Origin of the sequence: Xanthomonas bromi, assembly GCF_900092025.1 — a bacterium.
Lineage (GTDB): Bacteria > Pseudomonadota > Gammaproteobacteria > Xanthomonadales > Xanthomonadaceae > Xanthomonas > Xanthomonas bromi.
Window position 1 is genome coordinate 52,652 of the sequence record NZ_FLTX01000013.1, and the last position, 25,716, is coordinate 78,367.

Here is a 25,716-nt window from a genome sequence, read left to right on the forward strand (position 1 = left end):
GGCCGGCGGCGCACCGGTCCTGCGGCAGACCGGTGCAGAGGGCGAACGCACGAATCCTCTGACGGTCCTGCATCAAGCTTAGAGCCACTTGCGTAGGGAGAGGTGAGTGAACCGCAACCAGTCTGCGTGATGGCTGCGCGGCGTGTTGCAGCCGGTCAGATCTGCGCAGGCGGTTGCATGCTGCGGCGATCGCTTCCTGACGAAGCGGCGGAAGCGATCGCCCACAACACACTTCAAACGCGCATCTGTGACTTCGCCAGCAACGTGGCGCCTGGAAACGCTGCGCCCGACACGGCAGCCACCCGTAGGTGTCGGTGCCGGTAACGGTCGTCTTGCGGGCGCATGTGACGGTCAGCGTTGTGGCTTCACCTGCTCGTTGAACAGCTTGAGGATGCGCTTGTACTCGTCCAGCCACGAATCGGCACGCGTAAAGCCGTGGCGTTCCAGCGGATACGGCGCCACCTGCCAGTTGTCCTTGTGCAGCTCCATCAACTTCTGGGCCATGTCGACCGAGTCCTTGAAGAACACGTTGTCGTCGATCATGCCGTGGGCGATCAGCAGATGGTCCTGCAGCCCGTCGGCGTAGTTGATCGGCGATGAGGTCTTGTACGCCTGCGGATCGAGCTCGGGCGTGTTGAGGATGTTGGAGGTGTACTCGTGGTTGTACTGCATCCAGTCGCCGACCGGACGCAGCGCCGCGCCGGCCTTGAAGGTGCCTGGGCTGCGGAACAGCGCCATGTAGGTCATGAAGCCGCCGTACGAGCCGCCATAGATGCCGGCACGTGCGCGATCGCCCTGCTTGGTGGCGACCAGCCAGTCCAGGCCGTCCAGATAATCTTCCAGCTCCGGGTGGCCCATGTTGCGATAGATCGCGGTGCGCCAATCGCGGCCGTAGCCTTCGGAGGCGCGGTAGTCCAGATCCAGCACGATGTAGCCCTGCTGCACCAGCAGGTTGTGGAACATCTCCTCGCGGAAATACGGCGTGTAGCGTTCGGAGACGTTCTGCAGATACCCGGCGCCATGCACGAACATCACGATCGGATACTGCTTGCCCGGCTCGGGCGTCTGTGGGCCGTAGTACTTGCCCCAGACCGTGCCGGCGCCGTGTTTGGAGGGCACCTGCACGTACTGCGGTGCGATCCACGGCTGGGCCTTGAAGGCCGGCGTGCGCGTGTCGGTGAGCACTTTGGCCTGGCCGCCCGCCGCCGGCACCACCGCCAGCTGAGGCGGCAGATAGCTGCCGGAGTAGCGCACCAGCAGCTGCTGCCCATTGGGCGACAGGCTGAAGCCTTCCACGCCGTTCAACGCCGTCACCTCGGTGAGCCGATCGTTGCGCAGGTCGAGCTTGCAGACTTCGTAATCGCCCGGCCATTTCTGGTTGCACAGGAAGAACATGCCGCTGCCATCGGCGCTGGGGACCGGCATCGATACTTCCCACTTGCCGTGCGTGCGCTGACGCGGTTTACCGTTGCCTTCCACGGTGTACAGCTGCGAATAACCGGATTCTTCGGACAGCAGCCAGAGCGTGCGGTTGTCGGGCAGCCAGCCGAAATCGTTGAAGTCCCAGTTGATCCAGGCGCTATCGCTCAGGCGGTGACGCGGCTGCAGCTTGGCGTTGTCCAGGTCCACGCTGGCGATCCAGCGGTCCTTGTTGTCCACCGCGCGAATTTCCACCGCCACGTTGCGGCCGTCATCGCTCCAGTGCACTGCCGGTCCGCTGCCGTCGCCATCGCTTTCCACGCGTACCGCACGGTTGCCCTTGAGTGCGTCGCGCTTTGCTGACTTGCGCAAGGCGGCCAGTGGGTCGGTGGCTATGCCGGGGAGTGGATCGAACGACAGCGACCTTGCCGTGCCGGCACCGACATCCACCAGCCACAGCGCGTGCGCCACCGGTGCATTGCGGCCGACGCGGGTACGCACTTCCTGGACTTCTTCGTAACCGGACTCGGTCACGTATTTGGGCATCTTGCCGGCCTGGCCTTCTTCGGCGTTCTTGGCCTGTGTCACCACCAGCAGATGGCGGCCATCCGGCGACAATGCGCTGTCGACGATCTCCACCTCATCGCCCAGATAGACCGGCGCTGGCGCACGTGTGGCATCGGCGCGGCGCCAGGCGTCTTCCTGCGTGCGCAGCGTGTCGCGTTGCTCGCGATCACGGCGCAAGGTGGCCAGCGTGGCCAGTTGCTGCTCGCGCAGCACATCGGCCTTGGGAGCCGCGTTGGGGTCGCGCTCGGCGTTGACCACCGCCACCTGCGCGGTGCCGCCATCGGCACGCCAGTGGTACCAGTTGTTGCCCGCGCGCCAGATCGCACCGCCGTCGCTGGCGAACTGCGGACGCGATTCGATCTCGTTGCTGCGGGTCAGCTGGGTCAGTGCACCGGAGCGCAGATCGCGCAGGAAGATATCGCCGTTGCGTGCGAACAGCATGCGCTCACGGGTTGCATCGTAACTGGGGTTTGCCGCATCCAGGCCGGCGCGCGCGGTGTCGGCCACACGCTCGGCAGTGCCGCCGCCAGTGCTCTGACGATAGGTGTCGTGCACCGGACTGCCATCGCGCTTGAGCAGGTATTGCACCTGTTTGCCGTCCCATTGCCACCACGCCTGCTCGACCGATGGCCCGATCCAGTCCGGGTCGGCCATCACCTGTTCGATGGTGAGCGTGGCGGCAGATTGCGCATGCGCAGTGGCGGCCAGCAGCAGAAGGGTCAACGGCAACAATCTGGGCATCGGACACGGCTGGACGCAAAGGAGAGCGCGCAGCCTAGCAGTTCGCCTCCTTGGCGGGCTTTGGGCCACAGGTCATGCATGCATGGCTGCGTGCAACGCCAGGCAACAACCAACAGCTGGCGATGAGCGGGCACGACCATTTTGGCGCTGTGCAAGGTATTCAGCTGCCGGTGGCAGCGGTGCGCGGCATCAGCCAAACGCGATACGACAATTGAAAAATGAACTCCACGTCCAAGGCACTGGCGAGGCCCCACGCACGTGCGTGGGGCTGACAAAAAGTGCAGACGATGCCGCAGGAACATGCGAAACGCAGCTGTGCAGAGGTACCGCACGACAGCCATCCACACTTGCAGCGAGCCGGTGTCTCGCAGCGGCAGGCGCGGGCACGCCGGGGAGCGATCGCCGATCGGCGAGATGATGATTTGCCGCACCGCGCAAGGCGAGCGGCGCACACGCAACTGCGCCAGCCGCCCACATGCCAAGTCCTCGCGTCGATCGATGCGGTTGTCGTAGAGGAAACCTCCCGACTTGCCAGCAGCGCGGGTGCCGGCCAAGCTAGCGCGCTTTTGCGACCCTCGGTGTCCATGTCCAGCCAGCCTGCTCCTGCTATTTCCCATCCGATGGCCGTTGGTGCGCTCGATCGGCCCGTGGCTTGGCGAGCGGGGCAGTCGGTCGATCTGGCAACCTTCATCGCGCATGTGCGCGGTCTGGCGCAGCAGCTGCCCGAGGGACGCCATGCGGTGAATCTGTGCGAGGACCGCTACCGTTTCATGGTGGCGTTTTACGCGTGTGCGCTGCGCGGACAGGTGTCGCTGCTGCCGTCGTCGCGCGCACCGGTGGTGGTGGGCGAAGTGCAGGCACGCCACGCCGATGCGTATTGCCTGGGCGATCTGGCATTGGAGTTGGCGCCGCCGCGCTATTGGCAGCTGCCGGCGGAGTTGCCGCAGGCCGAGGGCCCGATTCCGCAGCTGGCCGACGACGCGCTGGTGGCGATCGGTTTCACCTCCGGCAGCACCGGCAGCCCGCAGCCCAATCCCAAGACGTGGGGCAGTTTCTTGACCAGCACCCGCCAGGATCTGGTCGCGCTGGAAAGCCTGTGGGCACACACCGACGCCGTGCCGCACGTGGTCGCCACCGTGCCGCCGCAGCACATGTACGGCATGGAGTTATCGGTGCTGCTGCCGATGGTGACCACGCTGGCGGTGCACGCCGGGCGCCCGTTCTTCCCGGACGATGTGGCACGTGCGCTGACCGATATTCCCGCACCGCGTATCTTGGTGACCACACCGGTGCATCTGCGTGCGCTGGTCGAATCCGGGGTGGCGTTGCCGCCGCTGGCCGGCATCGTGTCGGCCACCGCACCGCTGGCGCCGGAGATCGCCGCCGCGGCCGAAGCGCGTTTCGGCGGTGAGGTGCGCGAGATGTTCGGCTCCACCGAAACCTGCGTGTTCGCTGTGCGTCGCACCGCATTGGCAGCGGCGTGGACGCCCTTGCCCGGCGTACGCCTGGAAACGCAGGCCGCAGGCACGCTGGTGCATGCGCCGCATCTGGCCACGCCGGTGCTGCTGGCCGACATGATGGACGTGGCCGACGACGGCCGTTTCCAGGTGCGCGGCCGTCAGGCCGATCTGCTGGAAATTGCCGGAAAACGCGCATCGCTGGCCGACCTCACCCGGCGTCTGCTCGCCATTCCCGGCGTGGTCGACGGCACCATCGTGCAACTCGTGCCCGATCCAGGCCAAGCGGTTGGCCGCATCGCCGCGCTGGTGGTCGCCCCCAGCCTCGACGAAGCCCAGGTGCTGGCCGCACTGCGCGTCAGCGTGGACCCGGTCTTCCTGCCGCGCCGCCTGCGCAAGGTCGCCGTCCTGCCACGCAACGAAACCGGCAAGCTGCCGCGCGATGTGGTGCTGGGGTTGCTCAACGGGTGAGTATGCGACTGTGCCGTTATGTTTAATATCTTTGAATAAAAATCTGTAGCGATAGCAGTCTGCGATCTTCGCAATCTTAGTGAGCAAGGAATGCTCGTATCTCGGTGCGGATTTAGCTTTTCCCGCTCAATCGAGCGCAGCCGCTATCCATCAACCTTACGAATTCGCTCGCGTCATTGAAGTAATTTCGAAATGCTGTTCTTACTTCTTCGCTTGAATCAGCGCGGACTAATACGATGTCATTTTCGGGCATTTATTTTTCAAGGTCGAATAAATCGCGAAGAGCATCAGTAGCATCTCGGTAACTTTTTACTATAAGTTTGCCTTCGGGGCTAAAAATCAAAATACTATTCTTCTTATCAGATATGTCACTCTTTGCTTGATGAAGTTCGCGAAGGGTTGGCATAAGGTTCAAGCCTTCGTCCAGCTTGATAAATTCCTCAAGAACTTCGCGATCAGAAAGTGAAGGGAGTGGGCCCTTTGAATCTTCATGCGCTCGGGCCAGAATCTCACTTGCATAGGCCATCGCATGGTTGTAGCGCTCGTCTCCCTTCTCAAACTTGGGTTGACTTTCCGTAATGAAGCCTACTACTTCTACAGCTGTTGCCCAAGCGTGTTGTACTAGAGTCCGGTACTGAATTTCTATGTAAAGGCCTTTTAGGCCCTCTCCGGACTTGGAGTTGACATCGTACTCGTATATGTCATGGATGCCGCGATAACCGGTCTTTTGGGTTGAGCGATATAGTTGTATTTTTCCGGGGGGTTACGCATTTTGTGGTTAAAGCGCGCTTTATGAAATTCGCTTCTGAATAGAATCAAATCTTTAATATCTTAGAAAATCAGACGGCATCCAGCAGCATCATCCATGCGAGCTAGCTGCATTCCTGGAATGCCGCGTCAACTTGTCGAAAATTGTATTCTTACGCTTGTGCCGTTGAGCGACAATTACATCCTTTCCACGTGTCCTGCCGCGGAGGACTGCCTGAAAAGTATTGAGGACAGCTCGGTGTGCTGCACGCCATGCTTCAATAACCTCCAAATCTTCATGAGTCAAAGTACTGCTTCGGACAGCTTCGCCCGCGCGATTGACGCGAGACTTGGACCCGCCTGGGTATGTCGTATTAGCAGCTGTTGGTTCTTTATGCGGTCCTTTACTCACCCATGCACCCCATCGATCTCCACCGCCAGCTCGTCGCGGCAGATCACCGCATGCAGCAGCAGGCGCGGGACCGCTTCGCCGAAGCGGGCATCCAGTGCCTGCGCGACCTTGGGCAGGTCGTCGCGTTCGCGCACGTAGACTTTCAGACGGGTGCCGGCGCCGAACTGCACGGGTAAGGCCGGCGTATGTTGACGCGCGGCGCCGAGCAAGGCGTCGAAGTTGGCGAAGGTTTCTTCCAGCTGCGCCAGCAATTGGCCGGTATGCATCGAGGCGTGGCCCACCACGGCGGCGGTGCCTGACAGCAGCAACGGCATGTCGCTGCCCACCGGCGGCAGCATGGCGCGGGCGAAACTGGGCGACTGTGGGCCGTACTGGCGCGGGTAGTTGTAGGCGCTGATCTGGCGCGGGTTTTCCAGCGGCGTGCCGGCGTCGGCGGCGGCCAGCCAGTAGATCTGGATGATGCGCTCGGCATCGCAGCGGCCCACCGCGGTGGCGGCCGGCAATTGCGCGGTGTCGAATGCGCCCAGTCCGCGTGCACGGCCCACGCAGAACTGCCGGTAACGCTCGCGGTCGCCGCTGCCCAGGGTGATGGCATCCAGGTAATTCCAGATACGCAGCAGCCGCGGCGTCTGGCTGTCGCTGACGAAGGCGGTGATTTCCGCATAGGCCTTGGCGGCGGCTTCTTCGATGTCGACATCCTGCTCGTCGATTTCGATCACGCCGAACTGCAGATGCCCGTCGCTGGACCAGGCGATATTGCCGTCGCGGCCGCTGCGCACTGGCGCATCGGTGCGCCACACTTCCAGCACGCGGGCGTGATACGGCTGCAACGGCACGCGCAGATAGCGCGGGTCGTGCAGGCGCGGCGCCGCATCGCCGAAGCCGAACACGGCCAGCACCTGCGGATCGGTCAGCAGCAAGGCGGGGTCGGTCTGATCGACATAGTCGATCTGCAGGCGGGGATGGCGCACTGCGTGCGTGGTCTGGGCCTGGGAAGCGGTCATTGAACGTCTCGTTGTCGCGTGTCGCGTTGCAAGGTGTCGCCGTCGAAGCCGAGCTTGGCCTGACGCCGGCGGTGGCGCCATGACTGCCAGGCGCGCGGCATCATCGACAAGGTGGTAAGCGCGTACAGGGCGCGGAAGGCGCGCAGGCGGATGCGGACTTTGGGGCTGTCGAAGACATCGCCGGCCAACATCGCCACCACTGCCTGTTCCACCTGCCAGGTATTTTGCGGCTGCGCGAACAAGGCGCGCATGGTGGGCGAGGTGAAGCGGTAGATGAACCACTTGAATTCCGCGACGCCGCGCGTCAGTTCGCGTTTCAACGCGCGCTGCAGTTTGGCCTCCGATTGCGGTGCGCGCAGTACCGCATCCACCATCGCCGCGCCGCGCTCGGCGCTGTGCATGGCCAGAAACACGCCGGAGGAAAACATCGGGTCGACGAAGGTATAGGCATCGCCCAGCATCAACCAGCGCGGCCCGGCCATGCGCGTGCATTCGTAGGCGTAATTGCCGGTGGCATGCACCGGTGCCACGCGCTCGGCGCCGAGCATGCGTACGCTGAGCTCCGGATTGAGCGCCAGCGTACGCATCAAAAAGCCCTCGCTGTCGCCTTTGCGGGTCTTCATGTATTCCGGGTAACAGACCGCGCCCACGCTCATGATGTCGTCCGGCAGCGGAATCAGCCACATCCAGCCATGCGCATGGCGATAGATGCTGATGTTGCCGGCATCCTCGCCCGGGCGTCGGGTCACGCCACGGAAATGGCTGAAGAGCGCGGCGGATTGATGTTTTGCATTGGCGCGCTTGAGCTTGAGGCGAGTGCCCAGAAAGGTGTCGCGGCCGCTGGCATCGAGCAGATAGCGCGGGCGGAAGTGCTGCACGCCGCCGTCTGCCGTGCGTGCCTGCAGCGCGGGTTGGTCGCCGTCGAACGTCACCTGCTCCACGCTGACCTGGTCGCGCGCATCCACACCCACCGCACGCGCACGCTTGAACAGCACCTGGTCGAATTGCGCACGTGGCACCTGGAAGGCGAAATCGGCCTTGGCATCGAGCGCGTGCGAAAACCGGAACGTGTTGTAGCCGCCGCTGTCGTTCGGAAAATCCGCGCCACGCTTGAGCACCCCGATGGCGCGCACGTCTTCGAGCACACCCAGGCGTTCGAGAATCGGCATGTTCATCGGCAGCAACGATTCGCCGATATGGAAGCGCGGGTGCTGCTCCTTCTCCAGCAGGGTGACCGACCAGCCGAGCTCGGCAAGCGCGATGGCCGCAGCGCAGCCAGCCGGTCCGCCGCCGACGATCAGGACGTCCGGACACTCCGGTCCGGGGGCCGGCCCGGCTGCCGGCATGGCGATCGGGGTGTGGCGAACAGCGTTGGAAGTCATCCTGGAACGAACCTGCAGCGGGCGAGCGTTATGCAGTTATGATAGCCTGACAGACAGCCCAGCTTGCGGGCCACCGATTCCTATGTGAAGAACGACCGGCAGCACCGTGCAGGCGCCGGCCAGACCGCGCGGCAAATGCTCGGATTGGCAGCGGCGGCAACGTACACTACGGTCCGCGCGACGCCCCATGCACTTCGATGGTCGCCCGCGCTGTTGGTTGCTTGTTCTCACCCTTGTTGCCCGACCCTGACCTGTGGAAATCCTGGATGTCCTCGCAAACCGCTGCCGAACGTGAACTGGCCGAACTCCTTGTCGAAAGTCTGAACCTGGAAGACGTCCAACCCGCCGACATCGATCCGGAGGCGCCGTTGTTCAATACCGGGCTGGGGTTGGACTCGATCGATGCGCTGGAACTGGCGCTGGCCATCAGTAAGCGCTACGGCTTCCAGCTGCGTTCGGACAACGACGAGAACCGTCGCATCTTCGCGTCGCTGCGCGCATTGTCGGCGCATGTCCAAGCCAACAAGACCGTCTGATCTGCACACTGCACCATCCCCCGACGCACCCGCGTGGGTGCTGGGGCTGGGCGTTCTGCTGGCGGTGGCGTATTCGCCGTTGGCGCATTGGGCCAACGCCAGTCACCGCCCGGAGTTGGCCGTCATCGCCGGTGGGTTGCTGGTGTTGATGGTGTTGATCGAACCGATGGTTGCGCGCCGGGCCTGGGCCTGGGCGCTGGCACTGCTGATGCTCGCCGGACTGGGCGCGCTGTGGCAGTCGCAGTATGCGATGTTGGTGTTGGCGGCGCCGCCGGTGGTGTTCACCGGTTGGGTTGCCTGGTTCTTCGGGCGCAGCCTGCGGCACGGGCGCACGCCGCTGATCACGCGCATCGTCGAAGGCCTGTATGGCCAGGCCGGCATGCCGATCACCCCCGAACAACGCCGCTATACGCGCCGTCTCACACTGGCCTGGACGATGCTGCTGTGCGGCCTGACCCTGGCCAATCTGGTGCTGGGCCTGTGCGCCGAACCCAGCGGCGTGCTGTCGCAGTTGGACTACGCCTCGCCGCTGCCGATCAGCGATGCGCGCGCCTCGTTGTTCGCCAATCTGCTCGCCTATGGGGTGATTGGCGGCTTCTTCATTGGGGAATATCTATTGCGCGGCCGCTGGTTTCCACAGCGCCCCTATCGTAATCTGCCAGACTTCTTGCGTCAGATGGCGCGGCTCGGGCCGGACTTCTGGCGCGATCTGCTGCGCTGAGTGCGTGGCCAGGGATAGCGACGTACGTGCACAGTTTCGGGGACAAGACAAAAATGCCGTTGGCAAGGATGCCGTCGCGCCTGGCGTGGGCTGTGTTCAATCTGTTGCAATTGGCGTTCACGCTGGTCTTCACCGCGGGCGGGATCGTCTACGCGTTGGTCGTGCTGGCGATCACGCGCGATCCCGAGCGGATGCTGCGCATGGGCAGCTGGATGTGGTCGCCGGTACTGTTCTGCGGTGCGGGCGCCACCGTCATCGTGGAAGGGCGCGAGCGGGTGGATTGGTCCAAGAACTATCTGTTCGTGAGCAACCACCAGTCGATCATCGACATTTGCGCGCTGTTCCATGCCTTGCCGGTGCCGCTTCGCTTCCTGCTCAAGGCAGAAATGCTCAAGGTACCGTTCGTGAACTGGTATGCGCGCGCCACCGGCATGCTGTTTCTGGACCGGGATAGCCGCAGGGCGGGGGCCCAGGTGCGGCGTCAGGCGGCCGCATTGCTGCGCGAAGGCAAACAGTTGTGCCTGTTTCCCGAAGGTACCCGCAGCCGCAGCGGCGCATTATTGCCATTCAAGGCCGGGCTACTGCAGGCCGCTATCGATGCTGGCGTGCAGGTGGTTCCGGTGGCGCTGGACGGCTGCGGCAAGGTATTGCCGGTCGATGGCCTGTTCAGGGTGCGTCCCGGCATCATCCGCGTGCGTATCGGCGAGCCGATCGCGGTGACCGGGCCGGATGCGCCAGACCGGCAACAATTGACCGAGCGGGCACACAAGGCTGTGGCTGCATTGCTTCAACCCAGGATCTGAGTTCCACGCTTATGGATTTCGTCGTGCCGCATGATCATCCCTGCCTGCCCGGACACTTCCCCGGCCGCCCCGTGGTGCCTGGCGTGGTCGTGCTCGACCATGTGCTGCAGGCGGTGGAAGCACTGTATGGTCCGCGCGCAGCCGCGCGCCTGCCGCAGGTGAAGTTCGTGCAGCCCTTGCTGCCCGGTCAGACCGCCTCGGTCACGCTGGAAGGCGATGGCCCGCGCTGGCGCTTCCGCGTGCAGCGCGCCGATGCATTGCTGGTCAGCGGCGAACTGGTGGCGGAGGCGGCGACATGAGCAGGCACTGGAAGCAGCGCCCGGAAGGCGGTGGGCGTTTTGCGTTGTGGCTGATCCGCGGGATCGCCCGGCACGGCGGGCGTGCGGTGGGGCGCGCGCTGCTATATCCGATCACGCTGTACTTCCTGCTGGTGCGTGTGCCCGAGCGCGCCGCCTCGCGTGCCTATCTGGCGCGGGTGCTGGGCCGCCCTGCTACGCTGCGCGATGTGGCGCGGCACATTCACACCTTTGCTTCGACCATCCTGGACCGCGTGTACATGCTGTGCGGGCAGATGCAGCGCTTCCGCGTGGACATCACCGGCCTGGATCAACTGCACACGCAAATGGATCGCGGCCGCGGCGTGCTGATCTTCGGCTCGCACCTGGGCAGCTTCGATGCGCTACGCGTGCTGGCCACCGAGCGCCCGGACGTGCAGGTCAAGGTGGTGCTGGACAAGGCGCACAACCGCGCCATGACCGACCTGCTGGGCGCGCTCAACCCGCAGCTGGCTGCCAACATCATCGACGCCAGCATGGATGCGACCTCGATCGTCATGGCGATCAAGGAAGCCACCGATGCCGGTGCGCTGGTGGCATTGCTGATCGATCGCCCGCGCGAAGGCGATCCGGCGCTGCCGGCGACGTTCCTCGGCCGCAATGCCATGTTCCCGACCTCGCCGTGGCTGATCGCCGCTGCGCTCAAGGTGCCGGTGGTGCTGGCCTTCGGCCTGTATCGTGGCGGCAATCATTACGAGCTGGCGTTCGAAACCTTCAGCGAAGGCCTGGACGTGCCGCGTCGTCAGCGCGCCCCCGTGTTGGCGGTACTCATGCGCGATTACGCTGCCAGGCTGGAACATTACACCTGCTACGCGCCGTACAACTGGTTCAACTTCTACGATTTCTGGAACACCCACCATGCCGATGCGCCGCACCCTGCCGTGGATGCTGATACTGCTGTTCAGCGCCGCACCGCTATGCGCCGCACCGCCTGAGACGCTGGACGTCGGGCAGGTGCTGCAGCGCCTGGCGCGCCCCGCACCGGTCAGCACCGAATTCGTCGAACTGCGTGGCTCGGCCTTGCTGAAGACGCCGTTGCGCGTGGAGGGCCACTACCGTCGCCCGGATGCGCAGACGCTGGTGCGCGACGTCAGTGCGCCGTACCACGAAACCACCACGCTGACCGGCGACGAAGGCGTGCTGGAGCGCGAAGGCAAATCGCCACGCCGTTTCTCGTTGAGCCGCGTGCCCGAACTGGCCGGCTTGAAGTCCGGCTTCGGCGCGTTGCTGGCCGGCGACCGCGCGCTGCTGGAGCAGCACTACCGTGTCAGCGGGCAGGGCCAGCCGCAGGCCTGGCAGCTGACGCTGCAGCCCAAGGACCCCGCCGTGGCCAAGCAGGTGCGCGAATTGCGCCTGTACGGACGCAACGACGAATTGCGCTGTATCGAAAGCGTGCCCGCCAAGGGCGACGTGCAGCGCACGCTGCTGGCCGGCGCGGCCCGCGCGGCGGCCAACGTGACCGATGCCGCGGCGCTGACAACGCTCTGCCACGGTCCGGGCGCGTGACCGCGCGCGGGATGGTTGCGCCGGTCGTTTCCAGAAACATCACAACACTCGCCGCCGGAAAGCGCACATTGCAGATGACGCCCGTTGCCGCGCCCGCTGCCGGTGAACATGCGGCCACTGCAGCAGGACATGCCCACCATGGCGCTTGAATTGAATGCAAACCGCCGCATCGGCCTGGCGTTGCTGTGGCTGGCCTTGCTGGCAGTGGCCGGATTCTGGTTGAGCGAGACGCTCAAGGTCACCGGTGATCTGCGCAAATTCATGCCCGCCCCGCGCACGCCGGCGCAAAAACTCTTGATCGAAGAACTCGGCGAAGGCCCTGGATCGCGGCTGCTGCTGATGGCGTTGTCCAACAGCGACCCGGTCACCTTGGCCGAGCAGTCGCAGCAACTGCAGAAAGCGCTGTCCGCCCAGCCGGACCTGTTCGAACTGGTCGGCAACGGCGGCAATGCCGGGCTCGAGGCCATTCCGAAGCGCTTGCTGCCGTATCGCTATCTGCTCAGCGACAGCTTCGACAAGACCCCGCTCGACGCGCCGACGCTGGAAGCGGCGTTGCAGGCGCGTGTGCAGGACCTGGGCTCGCCAGCGGCGGCCATGGTGGAGCCGTTGCTGCCGCGCGACCCCACGATGGAAACCCTGCACCTGGCCGAAACCCTGCAGCCGGCAGCGATGCCGCAGACGCGCAATGACGTGTGGTTCGATCGTGCCGGCACCTCGGCGCTGTTGCTCGTGCAGACACGCGCCGCCGGCTTCGACCCCACTGGCCAGCAGCTGGCCTACGACGCCGTGCAAGCGGCCTTCGCGACCATCAGCAAGGGCACCTCCACGCGCCTGACGCTGACCGGGCCGGGCGCATTCGCAGTGGAAATCACCGCGCGTACCCAAGGCGAGGCGCAGTGGATCGGCACGCTGGATACGGTGGGCCTGGTGCTGTTGCTGCTGGTCGCCTACCGCAGCTGGAAGATTCCGGTGCTCGGCGTGTTGCCGCTGGCCAGTGCAGGTCTGGCCGGCTTGGGCGCTGTCGCACTGCTGTTCGACGGCGTGCACGGCATCACCGTGGCGTTCGGGTTCACGCTGATCGGTGTGGTGCAGGATTACCCGATCCACCTGTTCAGCCATCAGCGCCCCGGTCTGGATCCGCGCGAAAACGCGCGGCATCTGTGGCCGACGCTGGCCACCGGCGTGGTTTCCACCTGCATTGCGTATGTGACCTTCCTGTTTTCCGGTGTGGATGGCTTGCGGCAGTTGGCGGTGTTTACCATTGCCGGCCTTGCCACCGCCGCGGTAACCACGCGTTGGCTGCTGCCGGCCTTGATCGATCCGGCGCCGCGCGACCATGCCGATTCGCGCCGGCTCGCCGTGCTGTGGCGTGGCATCGCGCGCCTGCCGCGGCCACGCATCAGCCTGGCGGTGATGGCGGTGGTCGGCATGGCGGTGATCGTGTTTGCGCCGGGGCAGTTCTGGCAGAACGATCTGTCGAAGCTGACGCCGGTGCCGCCCAAGGCATTGGCGCAGGACACGCATCTGCGTCAGGAACTGGGGGCGCCGGATGTGCGTTACGTGCTGGCGCTGCCGGCCGCGAACGATGAAGCGGCGCTTCAGGCCAGCGAGCAATTGCGTCCGCGCCTGGATGCGTTGGTGCGCGATGGTGCGCTGCTCGGTTACGACATGGCGGCACGCTATCTGCCTAGCGCCAAGACCCAGCAGGCGCGGCAGGCGGCGTTGCCCGACGCCGCACAGGCGCATGCGTTGACCGAGACTGCCGTCGCCACCACGCCGTTCCGCAGCGATGCGTTTGCGCCGTTCCTGCAGGATCTGGACGCCGCCAAACGCGCCGCACCGCTGCTTCCGAAGGATTTGACCGGTTCGCCGCTGGCCACGTCGGTCGGTGGCTTGCTGCTCGGCCGTGGCGATCGCAGCACCGCACTGGTGTCGTTGACCGGCTTGCGCGATCCGGCGGTCCTGGCCGCCGCCGTGCAAGGCAGCGGCGCGCAATTGCTGGATCTGAAGGACGCCTCCGAATCGCTGGTGGCCGCCTACCGCGGACGCGTGCTCGGTGCGCTGGTACTGGCCGCCTTGTTGCTGGCGGCGACCGTGGCAATCGCACTGCGCCGCCCGCGCCGTATCGTGCGCGTGCTGCTGCCGATGGCGCTGACCACGGTGCTGATTCTGGCGATCCTGCGCGGTACCGGGGTGGAGCTCAATCTATTCCATCTGATCGCGCTGATCCTGGCCGCCGGCCTGGGCCTGGATTACGCGCTGTTCTTCGATCATGCCGGCGACGATCATGCCGACCAGCTACGCACGCTGCATGCATTGATCGTCTGCAGCCTGATGACGCTGCTGGTGTTCGCGTTGTTGGCCGCTTCCAGCATCCCGGTATTGCGTGCGATCGGCAGCACGGTGGCGCTGGGCGTCTTGTTCAATTTCATCCTGGCCTTGCTGGTGTCGCGCGAACCGGCGCTGGAACGCACCGCCAATGGAGAGCCGCATGCAGCGACGTGACGCGATTGCCAAGCTGATTCCGCACCAGGGCGCCATGTGCCTGTGGGAAGAAGTGATCGAATGGGATGCGCAGCGCATCGTGCTGCGCAGTCACGCCCATCGCAGCGATGCGCATCCGTTGCGCTGCAACGGGCGCCTGCGCGCGCTGCATCTGTGCGAATACGGCGCGCAGGCCATGGCCGTGCATGGCGGTTTGCTGGGCCGCTGGTCCGGCAAGCCGGTACGCCTGGGCATGCTGGTGGCGCTGCGTGGCGTGGAGTTGCACGTGACCTATCTGGAAACGCTGCCGGATGCAATCGACTGCGAGGCGCAGGTGCTGGCGCAGGGCGAGGACAGTCAGCAATACAGTTTTCGCCTGACCCATGGCGAGCAATTGCTCGCCGAAGGGCGCGCTACGGTGATGCTGCGCGCGCCCTGAAATCAGCTTCAGGAGGCGGCGGGTGTCTTGGTTGCAATCAGCGCGCTCAGGTTGGCGACGCTGGGCAGGCGGTGCGTATACAGCCGCGCGATGTCGCCGCCGCTGTGTAAATGTTCGAAATGCTCCAACCCGATAGAGAGGAACTCGGGATTATCATCGCGCGCCGGCTTGATCTCGCCGACTTCGAGTGCCTTCAATGCGCTGATCCAATGGAAGGACTGACCGGCATCCTGGCGATTGAAGTAGGCGTACCAGACCGGAATGCGGAACAGCCGTTCGAACGTCACCGCACGTTTGAGCTCGCTCTCGTACGGAAGGCTGTAACAGGCCTGATTGGCGTGTTTGAACTAGACGTAGTTCTTGACGTCAATGGCGATCAAGCCGATGGACTCCAATAGCAGCAGGAAGTCCGGTCGTTTGACCGCTGTGCCGAATAAGGGCGCGAAGGTGTCCGGCGCTTGGCAAATAGCCACATAGCTGAAGTCATGCAACTGCAGCCATGCATTCATCGCGTCCTCGCCTTGCTTGCCAAGGCTCGCCAAGTTCGCTGCACTCATCTCGTGTCGTTCATCGCCGCCCGTGTCCGGAAGCTACCAGTCAGATTCGAAAGGACTCAAGCGGCAGCGGTCGGATGTGCGGCATGGTCAGGCAAATACGCGATAGGTGCCAAGAGTCCGTCCCTCAGCGGACAGCTTGATTTACGATAACGCTCCTTCTTTGCTCATATGGTTCGTGGCTTATGAACTCAGTTGCACGACGCGCCCTCGTCACCGGCGGCAGCGGCGATCTTGGCGGTGCAATCTGCCGTCACCTGGCCGCGCAGGGCCGGCATGTGATCGTGCATGCCAATCGCAATCTGGCCCGTGCGCAAGAGGTGGTTGCCGCGATCGTGGCCGAAGGCGGCAGTGCACAGGCGGTGGCCTTCGATGTGGCGGATGCGCAGGCAAGTTCGGCGGCGCTGGAGACCCTGCTGGAAGCCGGCCCGATCCAGATCGTGGTCAACAACGCCGGCATCCATGACGACGCACCGATGGCGGGCATGAATGCCGAGCAGTGGCACCGCGTCATCGATGTCTCGCTGCACGGTTTCTTCCACGTCACCCAGCCCTTGCTGCTGCCGATGGCACGCACGCGCTGGGGGCGCATCGTCAGCGTGTCGTCGGTGTCGGCAGTGCTGGGCAATCGTGGGCAGACCAACTACGCCGCCGCCAAGGCGGCGTTGCACGGCGCCAGCAAATCGCTCTCGCGCGAAATGGCCAGCCGCGGCATTGCAGTGAATGTGGTCGCGCCGGGCGTGATCGAAAGCGACATGGTCGGCGACAGTTTTGCGCCGGAAGTGATCAAGCAATTGGTGCCGGCCGGCCGCGTCGGCAAACCCGATGAAGTGGCCGCGCTGGTCGCCTTTCTGTGCTCGGAAGCGGCCGGCTACATCAATGGCCAGGTCATTGGCGTCAATGGTGGGATGGGCTGAGGGCGACTAACAAAACTACTGCGCAGTGCCAGGCGGGCGCGGCCGGTGCTCGGTGCGGCATGTACCACTCGTACGCTGCGGTTCTGAGCGTGCCGTCCATGCCCACCTGACGACTGCTCGCTACGTTTGGTAGTAGCTCTAAATCGCATCGAAGTTGATGTAGCGACATTCCCCACGCATCACGGATGCCTTGGTGATGAGCACCTCATCACCAGCGCGACTGAGCGTATGGATGTACTCCAGCTTTCCTGAGGATGTCTTAAGAAAGGTGTAAACCTCGGCAGTCTTCCCTGGATAAACAACCAGAATGGATAAAGAACTGATGCCCCGGCTTAGAAGCGTTATCTGTGCTCCTTCCTCGCGAGCTGACACTATCTCCTTCCGAACATCTACATAGATCAGGTCGTAATCATCTCCCTGTCTTGAGAGTTTGGTCAGACCGCCGGTGATCCTTTCATCGTTCCAGCCGCTGTCTTTTGCCGTGATGATGCCTGTTTCGGCGTAGTAGCCTTTCCCTGCGGGATTTGAGCATGAGGCGATCTCCGCAGCATAAGTCGGTGTGCTAAGCGCAATCAATATAGCGAAACAGATAAGTTTCATAGCGCACACCTAATTCTGGCAGGCCTCACGCCGCGTCCGCGTACCAAGTCGCGGTAAGAATCGCCTCGCCATTGGCGCCGGCCGTCAATGCGTCCAGGCCGTAGTCGGGCAGGTCCGGGTAGCGTTGGCGTGCCTGTTGCAGGATCTCGCGCGCCAGGACCGCCATCTGCGCGACGTTCCCATGGATGCGTGCGAGAAAGGCGTCGTTGTCGAGCGTGTCGTTCAAGGCGCCGTTGAGTTCGTTGAACCAGCCGATCAGGTATTGGTCCAGCAGCCGGCCGTTGCCAGTGGCGATGCCCTGCGCGGTATTGCGCATGCCCCAGTCGTGCAGCACCTGCTGCATGGCCAGATTCATGTCGCGCGCATACAGAAAGTCGTTTTTCATGCGCGACAGCAAACTGAGATCGGCGATGCGTCTGCTGCAGAACAGCGGTGCCAGCAACGACCAGTAGTAGGTGTAATCCCAGATCACCTTGACCGGCATGACCTGCTCGTCGCCAAACAGCGCGTACTGATCCTGGTACAGCGTCAGCGTGTTTTCGTAGAACGAGAAATACAGCTGCTGGTACAGCTCCACATACGGGCTGAGCGACTTGCCGGCGCGGTCGCGGCCGATCAATTCGCAGATATACGTATTGGAGATGGCGATGAAGTCGCTGCCGGGCGAATAGAACGGGTCCAGGAACACGCCCGCTTCGCCGGTCAGTGCCCAGCGCTGCGGCGAGAACACCTGCTTGCAGCCGTAAGAGAAATTGCGCAGGAACAGGAAGTCCTGCAGCCGGTAGTCGGCCTGGTCGAGGGTGGCGGCGACCTGCGGCTGCTGCGTGCGCAGCCAGGTCATGGCCTTGTCATGGGTGTTCATGCTTTCCAGCGGATGCATGTCTGCATCGCAGACGATACCCAGCGAGTGCGCACCCGACGACAGCGGAATCAACCAGAACCAATAACCCGGCCCGCACATGTGGTTGGTGGAACGCCAGCGGTCCGGCGGCGTGCAACGCTGCAGCCAGCTGCTGTCCTGCGACCAACCGTTCGGGTCGATCAGGCCTTCCACGCGCCACCACACTGCGTTGGCGTTGTGGTCGTTGTCCTGTGCCAGGCCGAGCTTACGCTTGAGCAGGCCGGCGCGGCCGCTGGCGTCCACCACCCAGCGTGCGCTCAGCGTGCCGGCTGTGCCATCGCGTTCGAAGCGCACCGCATGGTCGGTGTCGTCCTCGGACAACGCAACGCCCTTGACGCTGCAGCTGTCGACAAAGCTAATGCCCTGCGCGCGGGCGCGTTCGCCCAGGAAATTCTCGAAGCGGCCGCGGTCGATCTGCCAGGATGGCGTGGGCAGGATCTTGCTCACGCCCAGCTCGGTGCAGCGGTCGATGTCTTCGCGCTTGTCGGAGAAGAAAAAGCGGAAGCCGAACTTGCGGATCTGCTCCGTCTCCAGATGCTCGCGCAGGCCAAGCACGTCGGCAAAATAATGCGCGCCGATTTCCACCGTGGATTCGCCGACCTTGAACGCGGCCTCGCGGACCGGATGCGCACGCCGTTCCAGCACGGTGATCGCCAGTGCGGGATCGCGTTGCTTCAACTGCAACGCCAGGCTCAAGCCGGCCAGGCCACCTCCGGTGATCACGACATCGGCGCGCTGTGCATTCATGAGGACGGGTTGCTCTTGGTGACCGCAGGCACAGTAGCAAATTCGCCGTCGGCATCGTCAACGACCACCGGATTGGCGCGCACGCGGCGGTATTCGCGCCAGACATGGCCATACGCCCAGACCTGTTTGACCACGTGCGAGGTGATGTTCCACAGGTCGCGCCCCAGCCGGAAATGGCTCTTGCGAAAGGTACCGGGTGAGGTGCCGGCATAGCGGGTCTCGATCGGCACCGCGACCACGCGCGCGCCGGCCTGGCGTGCGGCCGAAATCAGCAGCTGCGCTTCGAACACGAAGCCTTCGCCGGGCACCTCGGGCAGGGTGAACACCGAGGCCGGATACAGCCGTTGGCCGCTCTGGCTGTCCACCAGCTGAAAGCCGCAGGCCCAGGCGATGCCCCAGTCGCCGAAATCGTTGCCGATCCGGCGGATGGTGGGCTGGGTGGCGCGCTTGCGCATGCGCGCACCGATGATCACGCAGCCGGGGTGGCGGTTGGCGGCAGCCAGCAGGCGCGGGAAATCGGCTGCCTTGTGCTGGCCATCGCCGTCCATGGTCATCACCGCGCGCATGCCGAGCCGCTGCGCTTCGGCAAACCCGCTGCGCAAGGCGGCGCCCTTGCCCATGCGCTGCGGGTGGCGGATCAGCATCACTGGCATGCCGGCGATGCATTCGGCGGTGCCGTCGTCGGAGCCGTCGTCGATCACGATCACGTGCGAGCAATAGGTCAGCGCGTCGGTGACCACTTCGCGGATGCGTAGTGCCTCGTTCAAGGCCGGCACCAGGATGGCGGTGTCGTCGCCGCTCAGCGGTTGCCGGCTCATCGCTGGATCTCCACGCGCAGCACCCGGCCCGGGCCGGCATACAGCGCCACGCTGTCGCCACTGCCGGCCAGCAGATCGAACAGCGGTAGCATCGGCGCCATCGCATTGTTGGCGACGTGACGTGCCAGCGCGCCATCGCCGGGCGAGGGCGTGCCGTCGTCCAGCTGCGCGTGCAGCTGCGGCTTGCTGGCCTGGCCGGGCGTGCCCAGCACCAGCGCGGCACCGAGCAGGCCCTGGCTGGGGGCGACCCGACCCAACGGCCCGACCGAGCGGGCGTCGTAGCTGGCGAGTAGCACTGCCTCTACGCCGGCAGCGCGCTGCGCCAGCGCTTCCAGCAGGCCCTGCGCGAAGCTGCCCAGGCTGGCGCTGATCGCGGTGGCCGGGGTCCTCGCGCCAGCGCCGATGGTCCAGTAGCCGGCAGCGGCGTTATGCACCGAGTTATGGAACTTGGTCGGCGAGATCGCCAACGGCTCGCTGGCCAGCGTGGTGCACATGTAATCGGAGATGGCCAGATCGCCGTACGCTGAGGTAAAGATCGATGGCAGGCTGGCCGGGTCGCGGCCTGCGGCGTGACAGGCGGCCAGCGCGGCCTCCAGCGACACCGCCACCGTGTCCGGCGCACGGCGGCGTTCGTTGGCGGCCAGCAACTGCGGCGCCGGGCGGGCGGGGGTTTCCTGCAGCTCGCCGCCGCGCGCGAACGCGCTGGCAGCTTCCCAGTTGGGCAGCCCCTGGGTCCAGAAGCCGATCCCTTCGATGGTGGCGGTCAGCATCAGCGGGCCCGCCCGAACAGCAGCGAACAGTTGTTGCCGCCAAAACCGAAGGAGTTGTTCATGGCGTAGTCGATCCGGGCATGGGCGTTGTCGAAGCGGATCTGCGGGCCGCAGGCCGGGTCGGGCACGTCGCTGTTGAGCGTGCCGGGCAGCACGCCGTCGCGCAGCGCGAGCAGCGCAATCACCGAGTCGACGATGCCGGCCGCGCCCAATGTGTGGCCGGTCCAGGCTTTGGTCGAGCTGGCGTGCAAGGTGCTGGGGAAGATCGCCGCCACGGCGGCGGCTTCCACGCTGTCGTTGGCCGGCGTAGCGGTACCGTGCAGATTCAGGTAACCCACCGCGGCTGGCTCCAGGCCGGCACGTTCGAGCGCACCGTGCATCGCCAGCTGTGCGCCCAGGCCTTGCGGATGCGGCGTCGACATATGGTGTGCGTCGCTGGATTCGCCGTAGCCGTAGAGCCACAGCGCCGCATTCGGTGCGGCGGCCGGGCGTTCCAGCAGCGCAAAGCCGCCCGCCTCGCCAATGCTCAGGCCGACCCGGCGCGCATCGAATGGTTGGCACATCTCCGGTGCGACCACCTGTAGCGAGTTGAAGCCGAATAGCACGCTGCCGCACAAGGTGTCCACACCGCCGACCAGCGCCGCGTCGATCACGCCGGCATCTATCAGCCGGGCCGCCTGGGCGAACACCTTGGCGCTGGATGAACAGGCCGTGGCCACGGTCACGCACGGACCCCGCAAGCCGGTGGCCTGCTGCACGAAGTCGCCCGGCGAATGCGGGGTGTGCACAATCCGACAATTCAGATCCTCGGGGAAGCGCGCGCCGTCGGCGTCTTCGACCAGCCGCGTATACGCTTCTTCGCTGGCGCCGATGCTGGAGGTGGAGGTGCCGATGATCACCGCCACGCGCTCGGCGCCGTAGCGCTGCGCGGCCGCTTGCACCGCCTGCGCCATGCCGTCCTGCTGCAGGGCCAGCCAGGCCAGGCGGTTGTTGCGGCAATCCCACTGTTGCAGGGCATCGGGTAGCACCACCGCTTCCACGCCATCGACGCGGCCGACCCAACAGGGCAGCCGCGGTTGCGGGCCGAAATCGTTGCGACGCAGCCCGCTACGGCGTGCGATCAACGCGGCGGCCTGGGCGGCAAGCCCGGCGCCGAGCGCGGTAGTGGAAGTGAACGCGGTGACGGCGACCGGGGCCATCTGGGACGAATGCTGCGCTTGGCTCACGATGGTCTGGCTGGCGAAAAGTGCACTCAGTATATCGATGGCGTGCGCCAGCCCCGTGGATGGCGCAACTGAACGTGCCAGTCATGTCGCTGACGCGGCTGGGATTTTTCGCGCAGGCCGTGCTTTCGCCGTCGCCGCAATTGCGACACAATCCTGCGACCCACTTCTCTTTCGAGCGCGACCACGCGCGCATGCACGCCTACGTCTATAAAAGCCAACGCAAGCAGGACACCTTCGTCTATCTCGCCACGCGTGACGATTTCTCCGGTCTTCCTGCTGCGGTGCACACGCAGTTGGCGCCATTCGCATTCGTGCTGGAGGTGGCGTTGACGCCTGAGCGCCGGCTGGCGCAGGCCGATGTGGCAACCGTGCGCGAAGCGCTCGGCAAGCACGGCTTCTACCTGCAGCTGCCCAAGACGGTGGTGCTGGCGGGCGAGTGCGACTATGACTGAGCCTGCGCGTGGCGCACGGATGCGCGCCGCGGCGCTGGCCGGTGCGGCCGGCGTGGTGCTGTGCGTGCTCGGTGGCGTTGGCGGTGTGGTTGCTGCGCTGAGCTTATGGCTGGCGCAGCCGGCGTTCGCCCTGGCGGTGTCGTGGGCGCGTGGCACGCGCGCCTTGCCGAGCCAGCCGCGCGCCATCGCGCAGGCGCTGCCGCCGTTGCTGGCGATCTGGGGCGTGGGCCTGCTGGCGCTGGCCGCACTGATCAGCTGGCCGCTGACCGCGTTACGCGACAGCGGCAGCCTGGCCGCCGCGCTGGCGTTAAGCGTGGCCGTCAGCGCCGCCTTGCTGGGGCTGTGGCGGACCTGGCCCTTGTGGGGCGAGGTGGAACGCGATGGCGGCGCGCTGGCGCCACGCTGGCACGCGCTGGCCACGCAGGAATTGCATGCTTGGCGCGGCCTGCTGGCTGCGGCACTGGTGCTGGCGGTGTGCACCCTGGTGGTGGCGCTGGCCTGGCCGGGCTGGTTGTCCGGTGGTCTGCGCTGGGGCCTGGCGATTGCCGCCAGCGCGCTGCTGCCCGCCGCCCATCTACTGTTGCAACGTACCGCCGCGCCACTGCGCAGCGATGCGCCGGTAGCACGCCAGGCGGCCGATTTCTTCTCCGAAGCGGCGGCCGAACCGCGCCCGCTGGAGCCGGTCGCCCAGCATCAGCTGGTGCCCGAACTGTTCGAAGCTGCGCGCAGCGGCCGGGTGGACCGCGCGCTGCAGCTATTGGAGGCCGGCGCAGACCCGCAGGCGCTGCCGCTGCCGGAATGGCGCGATCAACGCAGCCTGCCGGCGCTGGCGGCGGTGCTGCCGGATCTGCGCCTGCTGCGCGAGTTGATCGTGCGCCGCGTCGACGTCAACCAGCCGCACCGCGGCATGACCCCGTTGCTGGCCGCCACCCGCGACAGCTGGCATGGCCGCCCCGATGCGGTGATGACCTTGCTGGCCAATGGCGCCGACCCGCGCGCCAGCGACAACGACGGCAATACGCCATTGCATCATGCGGTGCGCAGTTCCGACCCGGGCGTGGCCGCGCTGCTGCGCGACGCGGCCGCCGAACTGGACGCGCTCAACAACGAAGGCCACTCGCCGCTGGCGATGGCCTGCCAGGTCGGCAACTGGCGGCTGGCCAAATTTCTGCTGGAGCGCGGCGCACAGTCCGAACCGGACGGTGGCGCACCAGTACTGCTGGCAGCGGCCGGTACCGAAGAAGACGACCCGGCCGGCGTGCAATTGCTGCTCAAGCACAAGGCGCGCGTGGATGCGCGTGATCGCCAGCGCCGCAGTGCCCTGCACGAAGCCGCGCTGGCTGGCCACGGCGACATCGTCGAGGCGCTGTTGTCGGCCGGCGCCAATCTGGAAGCGCGCGATCTGCTCGGCCGCACCCCGTGGCTGGATGCCGCCCGTCAGGCGCGCAGCGCGGTGCTGGAACGCCTGGTCGCGCGCAAGGCCGATGTGCTGGCCATCGATGGCGACGGCCGCAATGCGTTGATGCTGGCCTGCGCCGCTGACAGCGTGTCGCCGGCGCTGATCCGGCGCTTGCTCGATCTGCAGGTGCCGGCCGATGGCGTCGATGTGCATGGCCGTCGCGCGGTGGACGTCGCCGCCGAAGCCGGGCGTTGGGCGATCGTGCAATTGCTCGATCCCGCGTACCCCTTGCCGGCCGCCGTCAGCGACGGGCATGGCGACACCCCCGGCGTTGCGGTGCTGCCCGATCGCCCGCCGCTGGTGTTGCTGCGCGAAGGCCTGCACTTCGGTCAACGCGATGGCCTGGATGCGCTGGCGCGACTGTGCGGCCCGGAAGAACTTGGCGGCCTGCTGCACGATGCGCATCTGGCCTTGAACGCCGATGCGGTCGACTGGCTGCTGCGCCACGGCGCCGATGCCGAAGTGCGCGATGCTTGCGGCGATGTACCGATGTTCGCGCTGCTCTCGCGTGGCGTGGAGGCGGTGCCGGCCTTGCAGGCATTGCTGCGGCATGGCGCCTCGCCGGCAGGCGCCGGTGGCCTGACCCGGTTGCTCAGCGCGTGCGTGCAGCACGACGCCGCATCGCGCGGGCTGGAACAGTTCGCACTGGAATTGCTCGAACGCGGCGCCGATCCGTTCGCGCCGTCGGCCGCGGGCGATCCGCCGTTGTCGCTGGCCGTACGTCTTGGCTGGCTGCGCCTGCAACAGTGGTTGCTGGAACATGGTGTGGACCGCGAAGCGCGCGACAGCCACGGCATGACCGCGCTGCATCTGGCCACCGCACTCGGCCGCGACGCGTCGCTGAAATTGCTGGTCAAGCAGGGCGCCTCGCCGGAAGCGCGCGCTGCCGACGGGCAGACCCCGCTGGGTGTGGCGCTGTCGATCGGCCGTCGCGATCTGGCCGACTGGCTGGATTGGCGCATCTGGTCGCTGCCGCGCCGCACGCTGCGCGAAGCCGATGTGCCGGCCGCCGCGATGGTGGGCGATACCGATGCGGTGCGTCGCCTGATCGACCTCGGCCTGCCGGTCGACGCCGTCGACGCGCAAGGCTGCACCGCACTGCTGCGTGCGGCCGGTGGCGGCCATCTTGGCGTGGTCGCGCATCTGCTTGGCCGTGGCGCCGATCCGCAACGTGCGGCCAATAGCGGCGCCACGCCGTTATCGGCGGCGGTGAGCATGCGCCAGACCGAGATCGCCGCCGCGTTGCTGCAGGCCGGTGCGCAGATCGAACATCGTCTGCCGGGCGGCGTGACCGTGCTGATGCTGGCCTGCGCGCTGGGACTGCCGGACATCGTGGCGCGTCTGCTTACCGCCGCGGCCGACGTGCACGCCACCGACAATCAGGGGCTGGCGCCGCTGCATTGCGCCGCGTTGTACGGCTTCACCGCGCGCGACAAGAGCCGCTTGCTGGCGTTGCTGGACACCTTGCTGTTGGCTGGCGCCGATCCGGAATGCCTGGCCGGTGGCCGGGTCAGCCCGTTGCTGCTATTGCTGGGCGCGCGAGCCGAACCGGGCACCACTTGCGACGAGCAGGTGGTGCTGGCCGGCGTCGAACGCCTGCTCGACGAAGATGTCTCGCTGGACGTGGCCGACCAGCGCGGCTTCGGCCCGCTGCATCTGGCCGCATTGCACGGCCTGCCGTTGCTGGTGCAGCGCTTGCTGCGGGCAGGCGCTGACGCCGACCGCCGCGATGCGCTCAACCGCACCCCGCGCGAGATCGCCATCATGCGCGGCTTCATCGATGTGGCCGGCCAGTTCGAACCGGCGCTACCGGGTGTTTCCTCGATGGCGCGCTTCCTGCGCGACGGCCGCTGAGCCAGCGCGGCGGGCAACCGCTGCGGGTGTTGTTCGTGTGCAGCCGCAACCGCCTGCGCAGCCCCACTGCCGAGCGCGTGTTCGCCGACTGGCCCGGCGTGCAGGCGCAATCGGCCGGGCTGGCCGTAGATGCCGAGGTGCAGGTCACCCCGGAGTTGCTGCAGGAAGCGCAAGTGGTGATGGTGATGGAACCGCGTCATCTGCAATTGCTGCGCAAACGCTTCGCTGCGCACCTGCGCCATTGCCGGCTGATCTGTCTGCAGATTCCCGACGACTATGCGGACATGGACCCGGCACTGGTACGCCGCCTGGAACACACGGTGCCACCCTTGCTGCGTCTGCCGGCGCAGTCCTAACCTGATCCCGACACGGCGCATGCAAGACTGCGCGCTCT

22 protein-coding genes, 1 other RNA gene and 1 pseudogene are annotated in these 25,716 nt (G+C 65.6%); 14 read left to right on the top strand and 10 right to left on the bottom strand.

Features of this window, described 5'->3' with window-relative positions; translation table 11 throughout:
- Positions 1 to 351: 351 nt before the first annotated feature.
- A complete protein-coding gene (locus XBLMG947_RS05335; protein ID WP_065466729.1) occupies positions 352 to 2,718 on the bottom strand; it encodes a S9 family peptidase in 2,367 nt (788 codons plus the stop codon).
- A gap of 593 nt (positions 2,719 to 3,311) precedes the next feature.
- Here XBLMG947_RS05335 and XBLMG947_RS05340 point away from each other — a divergent pair.
- The gene (locus XBLMG947_RS05340) at positions 3,312 to 4,655 is read left to right on the top strand and encodes an AMP-binding protein (RefSeq protein ID WP_181093120.1); all 1,344 of its coding nucleotides are present in this window, start codon (positions 3,312 to 3,314) and stop codon (positions 4,653 to 4,655) included.
- Between the two features lie 253 nt (positions 4,656 to 4,908).
- Here XBLMG947_RS05340 and XBLMG947_RS23490 read toward each other — a convergent pair whose 3' ends face one another.
- The 3 genes from XBLMG947_RS23490 to XBLMG947_RS05350 all read right to left on the bottom strand — a co-directional run bounded on the left by XBLMG947_RS23490 (position 4,909) and on the right by XBLMG947_RS05350 (position 8,164).
- The gene (locus XBLMG947_RS23490) at positions 4,909 to 5,181 is read right to left on the bottom strand and encodes a hypothetical protein (protein WP_245228106.1); all 273 of its coding nucleotides are present in this window, start codon (positions 5,179 to 5,181) and stop codon (positions 4,909 to 4,911) included.
- 629 nt (positions 5,182 to 5,810) lie between these two features.
- Complete coding sequence (locus XBLMG947_RS05345; protein ID WP_065466731.1) at positions 5,811 to 6,818, bottom strand: chorismate transformation FkbO/Hyg5 family protein; 1,008 nt, start codon at positions 6,816 to 6,818, stop codon at positions 5,811 to 5,813.
- Positions 6,815 to 8,164, bottom strand: coding sequence for an NAD(P)/FAD-dependent oxidoreductase (locus XBLMG947_RS05350; RefSeq protein WP_065466732.1), 1,350 nt, complete (start codon positions 8,162 to 8,164; stop codon positions 6,815 to 6,817). Before XBLMG947_RS05350 ends, XBLMG947_RS05345 begins: the two co-directional genes overlap by 4 nt.
- Positions 8,165 to 8,466: 302 nt before the next feature.
- Between XBLMG947_RS05350 and xanC the strand changes: the two genes are divergently transcribed.
- The 8 genes from xanC to XBLMG947_RS05390 all read left to right on the top strand — a co-directional run bounded on the left by xanC (position 8,467) and on the right by XBLMG947_RS05390 (position 15,024).
- Positions 8,467 to 8,736 (top strand): xanthomonadin biosynthesis acyl carrier protein XanC, encoded by a 270-nt coding sequence (gene xanC, locus XBLMG947_RS05355; RefSeq protein ID WP_005914783.1) that lies wholly within the window; start codon positions 8,467 to 8,469, stop codon positions 8,734 to 8,736.
- A 37-nt stretch (positions 8,737 to 8,773) separates the two neighbouring features.
- On the top strand, positions 8,774 to 9,457 hold the full coding sequence (locus tag XBLMG947_RS05360; protein ID WP_167352005.1) for a COG4648 family protein: 684 nt from the start codon (positions 8,774 to 8,776) through the stop codon (positions 9,455 to 9,457).
- A gap of 53 nt (positions 9,458 to 9,510) precedes the next feature.
- Positions 9,511 to 10,260, top strand: a complete 750-nt coding sequence (locus tag XBLMG947_RS05365) for a lysophospholipid acyltransferase family protein (protein ID WP_065466734.1) — start codon at positions 9,511 to 9,513, stop codon at positions 10,258 to 10,260.
- Between the two features lie 11 nt (positions 10,261 to 10,271).
- Positions 10,272 to 10,559 carry an ApeI family dehydratase gene (locus tag XBLMG947_RS05370; protein WP_065466735.1) on the top strand — a complete coding sequence of 96 codons (288 nt, stop codon included), beginning with the start codon at positions 10,272 to 10,274 and terminating at the stop codon, positions 10,557 to 10,559.
- A complete protein-coding gene (locus tag XBLMG947_RS05375) occupies positions 10,556 to 11,530 on the top strand; it encodes a lysophospholipid acyltransferase family protein (protein ID WP_065466736.1) in 975 nt (324 codons plus the stop codon). Before XBLMG947_RS05370 ends, XBLMG947_RS05375 begins: the two co-directional genes overlap by 4 nt.
- A complete protein-coding gene (locus XBLMG947_RS05380; protein ID WP_065466812.1) occupies positions 11,454 to 12,101 on the top strand; it encodes a LolA-related protein in 648 nt (215 codons plus the stop codon). The genes XBLMG947_RS05375 and XBLMG947_RS05380 overlap by 77 nt, the downstream gene beginning before the upstream one ends.
- A 138-nt stretch (positions 12,102 to 12,239) precedes the next feature.
- A complete protein-coding gene (locus XBLMG947_RS05385) occupies positions 12,240 to 14,606 on the top strand; it encodes an MMPL family transporter (protein ID WP_065466813.1) in 2,367 nt (788 codons plus the stop codon).
- The gene (locus tag XBLMG947_RS05390; protein WP_065466815.1) at positions 14,593 to 15,024 is read left to right on the top strand and encodes a hotdog family protein; all 432 of its coding nucleotides are present in this window, start codon (positions 14,593 to 14,595) and stop codon (positions 15,022 to 15,024) included. Before XBLMG947_RS05385 ends, XBLMG947_RS05390 begins: the two co-directional genes overlap by 14 nt.
- A gap of 8 nt (positions 15,025 to 15,032) precedes the next feature.
- Here XBLMG947_RS05390 and XBLMG947_RS05395 read toward each other — a convergent pair.
- A pseudogene (locus XBLMG947_RS05395) lies at positions 15,033 to 15,581 on the bottom strand (hypothetical protein).
- A 182-nt stretch (positions 15,582 to 15,763) separates the two neighbouring features.
- Here XBLMG947_RS05395 and fabG point away from each other — a divergent pair.
- Entirely contained in the window at positions 15,764 to 16,495 is a 732-nt protein-coding gene (gene fabG, locus XBLMG947_RS05400) for a 3-oxoacyl-ACP reductase FabG (protein WP_065466737.1), read from the top strand.
- 59 nt (positions 16,496 to 16,554) lie between these two features.
- A non-coding RNA gene (locus tag XBLMG947_RS05405) (sX9 sRNA) lies at positions 16,555 to 16,630 on the top strand.
- A 3-nt stretch (positions 16,631 to 16,633) separates the two neighbouring features.
- Here the strand turns inward: XBLMG947_RS05405 and XBLMG947_RS05410 are convergent.
- From XBLMG947_RS05410 to XBLMG947_RS05430, 5 genes are read right to left on the bottom strand one after another with little or no spacing between them, the layout of a single operon-like run.
- Positions 16,634 to 17,095: a hypothetical protein gene (locus XBLMG947_RS05410; RefSeq protein ID WP_065466738.1), complete on the bottom strand. Its 462-nt coding sequence runs from the start codon at positions 17,093 to 17,095 to the stop codon at positions 16,634 to 16,636.
- A 25-nt stretch (positions 17,096 to 17,120) separates the two neighbouring features.
- The gene (locus tag XBLMG947_RS05415; RefSeq protein WP_065466739.1) at positions 17,121 to 18,743 is read right to left on the bottom strand and encodes an NAD(P)/FAD-dependent oxidoreductase; all 1,623 of its coding nucleotides are present in this window, start codon (positions 18,741 to 18,743) and stop codon (positions 17,121 to 17,123) included.
- Entirely contained in the window at positions 18,740 to 19,561 is an 822-nt protein-coding gene (locus XBLMG947_RS05420; RefSeq protein ID WP_065466740.1) for a glycosyltransferase family 2 protein, read from the bottom strand. Before XBLMG947_RS05420 ends, XBLMG947_RS05415 begins: the two co-directional genes overlap by 4 nt.
- Complete coding sequence (locus XBLMG947_RS05425) at positions 19,558 to 20,331, bottom strand: beta-ketoacyl synthase chain length factor (protein WP_065466741.1); 774 nt, start codon at positions 20,329 to 20,331, stop codon at positions 19,558 to 19,560. Before XBLMG947_RS05425 ends, XBLMG947_RS05420 begins: the two co-directional genes overlap by 4 nt.
- Complete coding sequence (locus tag XBLMG947_RS05430) at positions 20,331 to 21,530, bottom strand: beta-ketoacyl-[acyl-carrier-protein] synthase family protein (RefSeq protein WP_065466742.1); 1,200 nt, start codon at positions 21,528 to 21,530, stop codon at positions 20,331 to 20,333. The genes XBLMG947_RS05425 and XBLMG947_RS05430 overlap by 1 nt, the downstream gene beginning before the upstream one ends.
- Before the next feature lie 218 nt (positions 21,531 to 21,748).
- Here XBLMG947_RS05430 and XBLMG947_RS05435 point away from each other — a divergent pair, with 218 nt between their 5' ends.
- The 3 genes from XBLMG947_RS05435 to XBLMG947_RS05445 are packed head-to-tail and all read left to right on the top strand — an operon-like array spanning position 21,749 to position 25,678.
- The gene (locus tag XBLMG947_RS05435; RefSeq protein WP_005994983.1) at positions 21,749 to 22,009 is read left to right on the top strand and encodes a YcgL domain-containing protein; all 261 of its coding nucleotides are present in this window, start codon (positions 21,749 to 21,751) and stop codon (positions 22,007 to 22,009) included.
- On the top strand, positions 22,002 to 25,322 hold the full coding sequence (locus tag XBLMG947_RS05440) for an ankyrin repeat domain-containing protein (protein WP_065466743.1): 3,321 nt from the start codon (positions 22,002 to 22,004) through the stop codon (positions 25,320 to 25,322). The genes XBLMG947_RS05435 and XBLMG947_RS05440 overlap by 8 nt, the downstream gene beginning before the upstream one ends.
- 26 nt (positions 25,323 to 25,348) lie before the next feature.
- Complete coding sequence (locus XBLMG947_RS05445) at positions 25,349 to 25,678, top strand: low molecular weight protein tyrosine phosphatase family protein (protein WP_083992876.1); 330 nt, start codon at positions 25,349 to 25,351, stop codon at positions 25,676 to 25,678.
- The last annotated feature ends 38 nt before the right edge of the window (positions 25,679 to 25,716 follow it).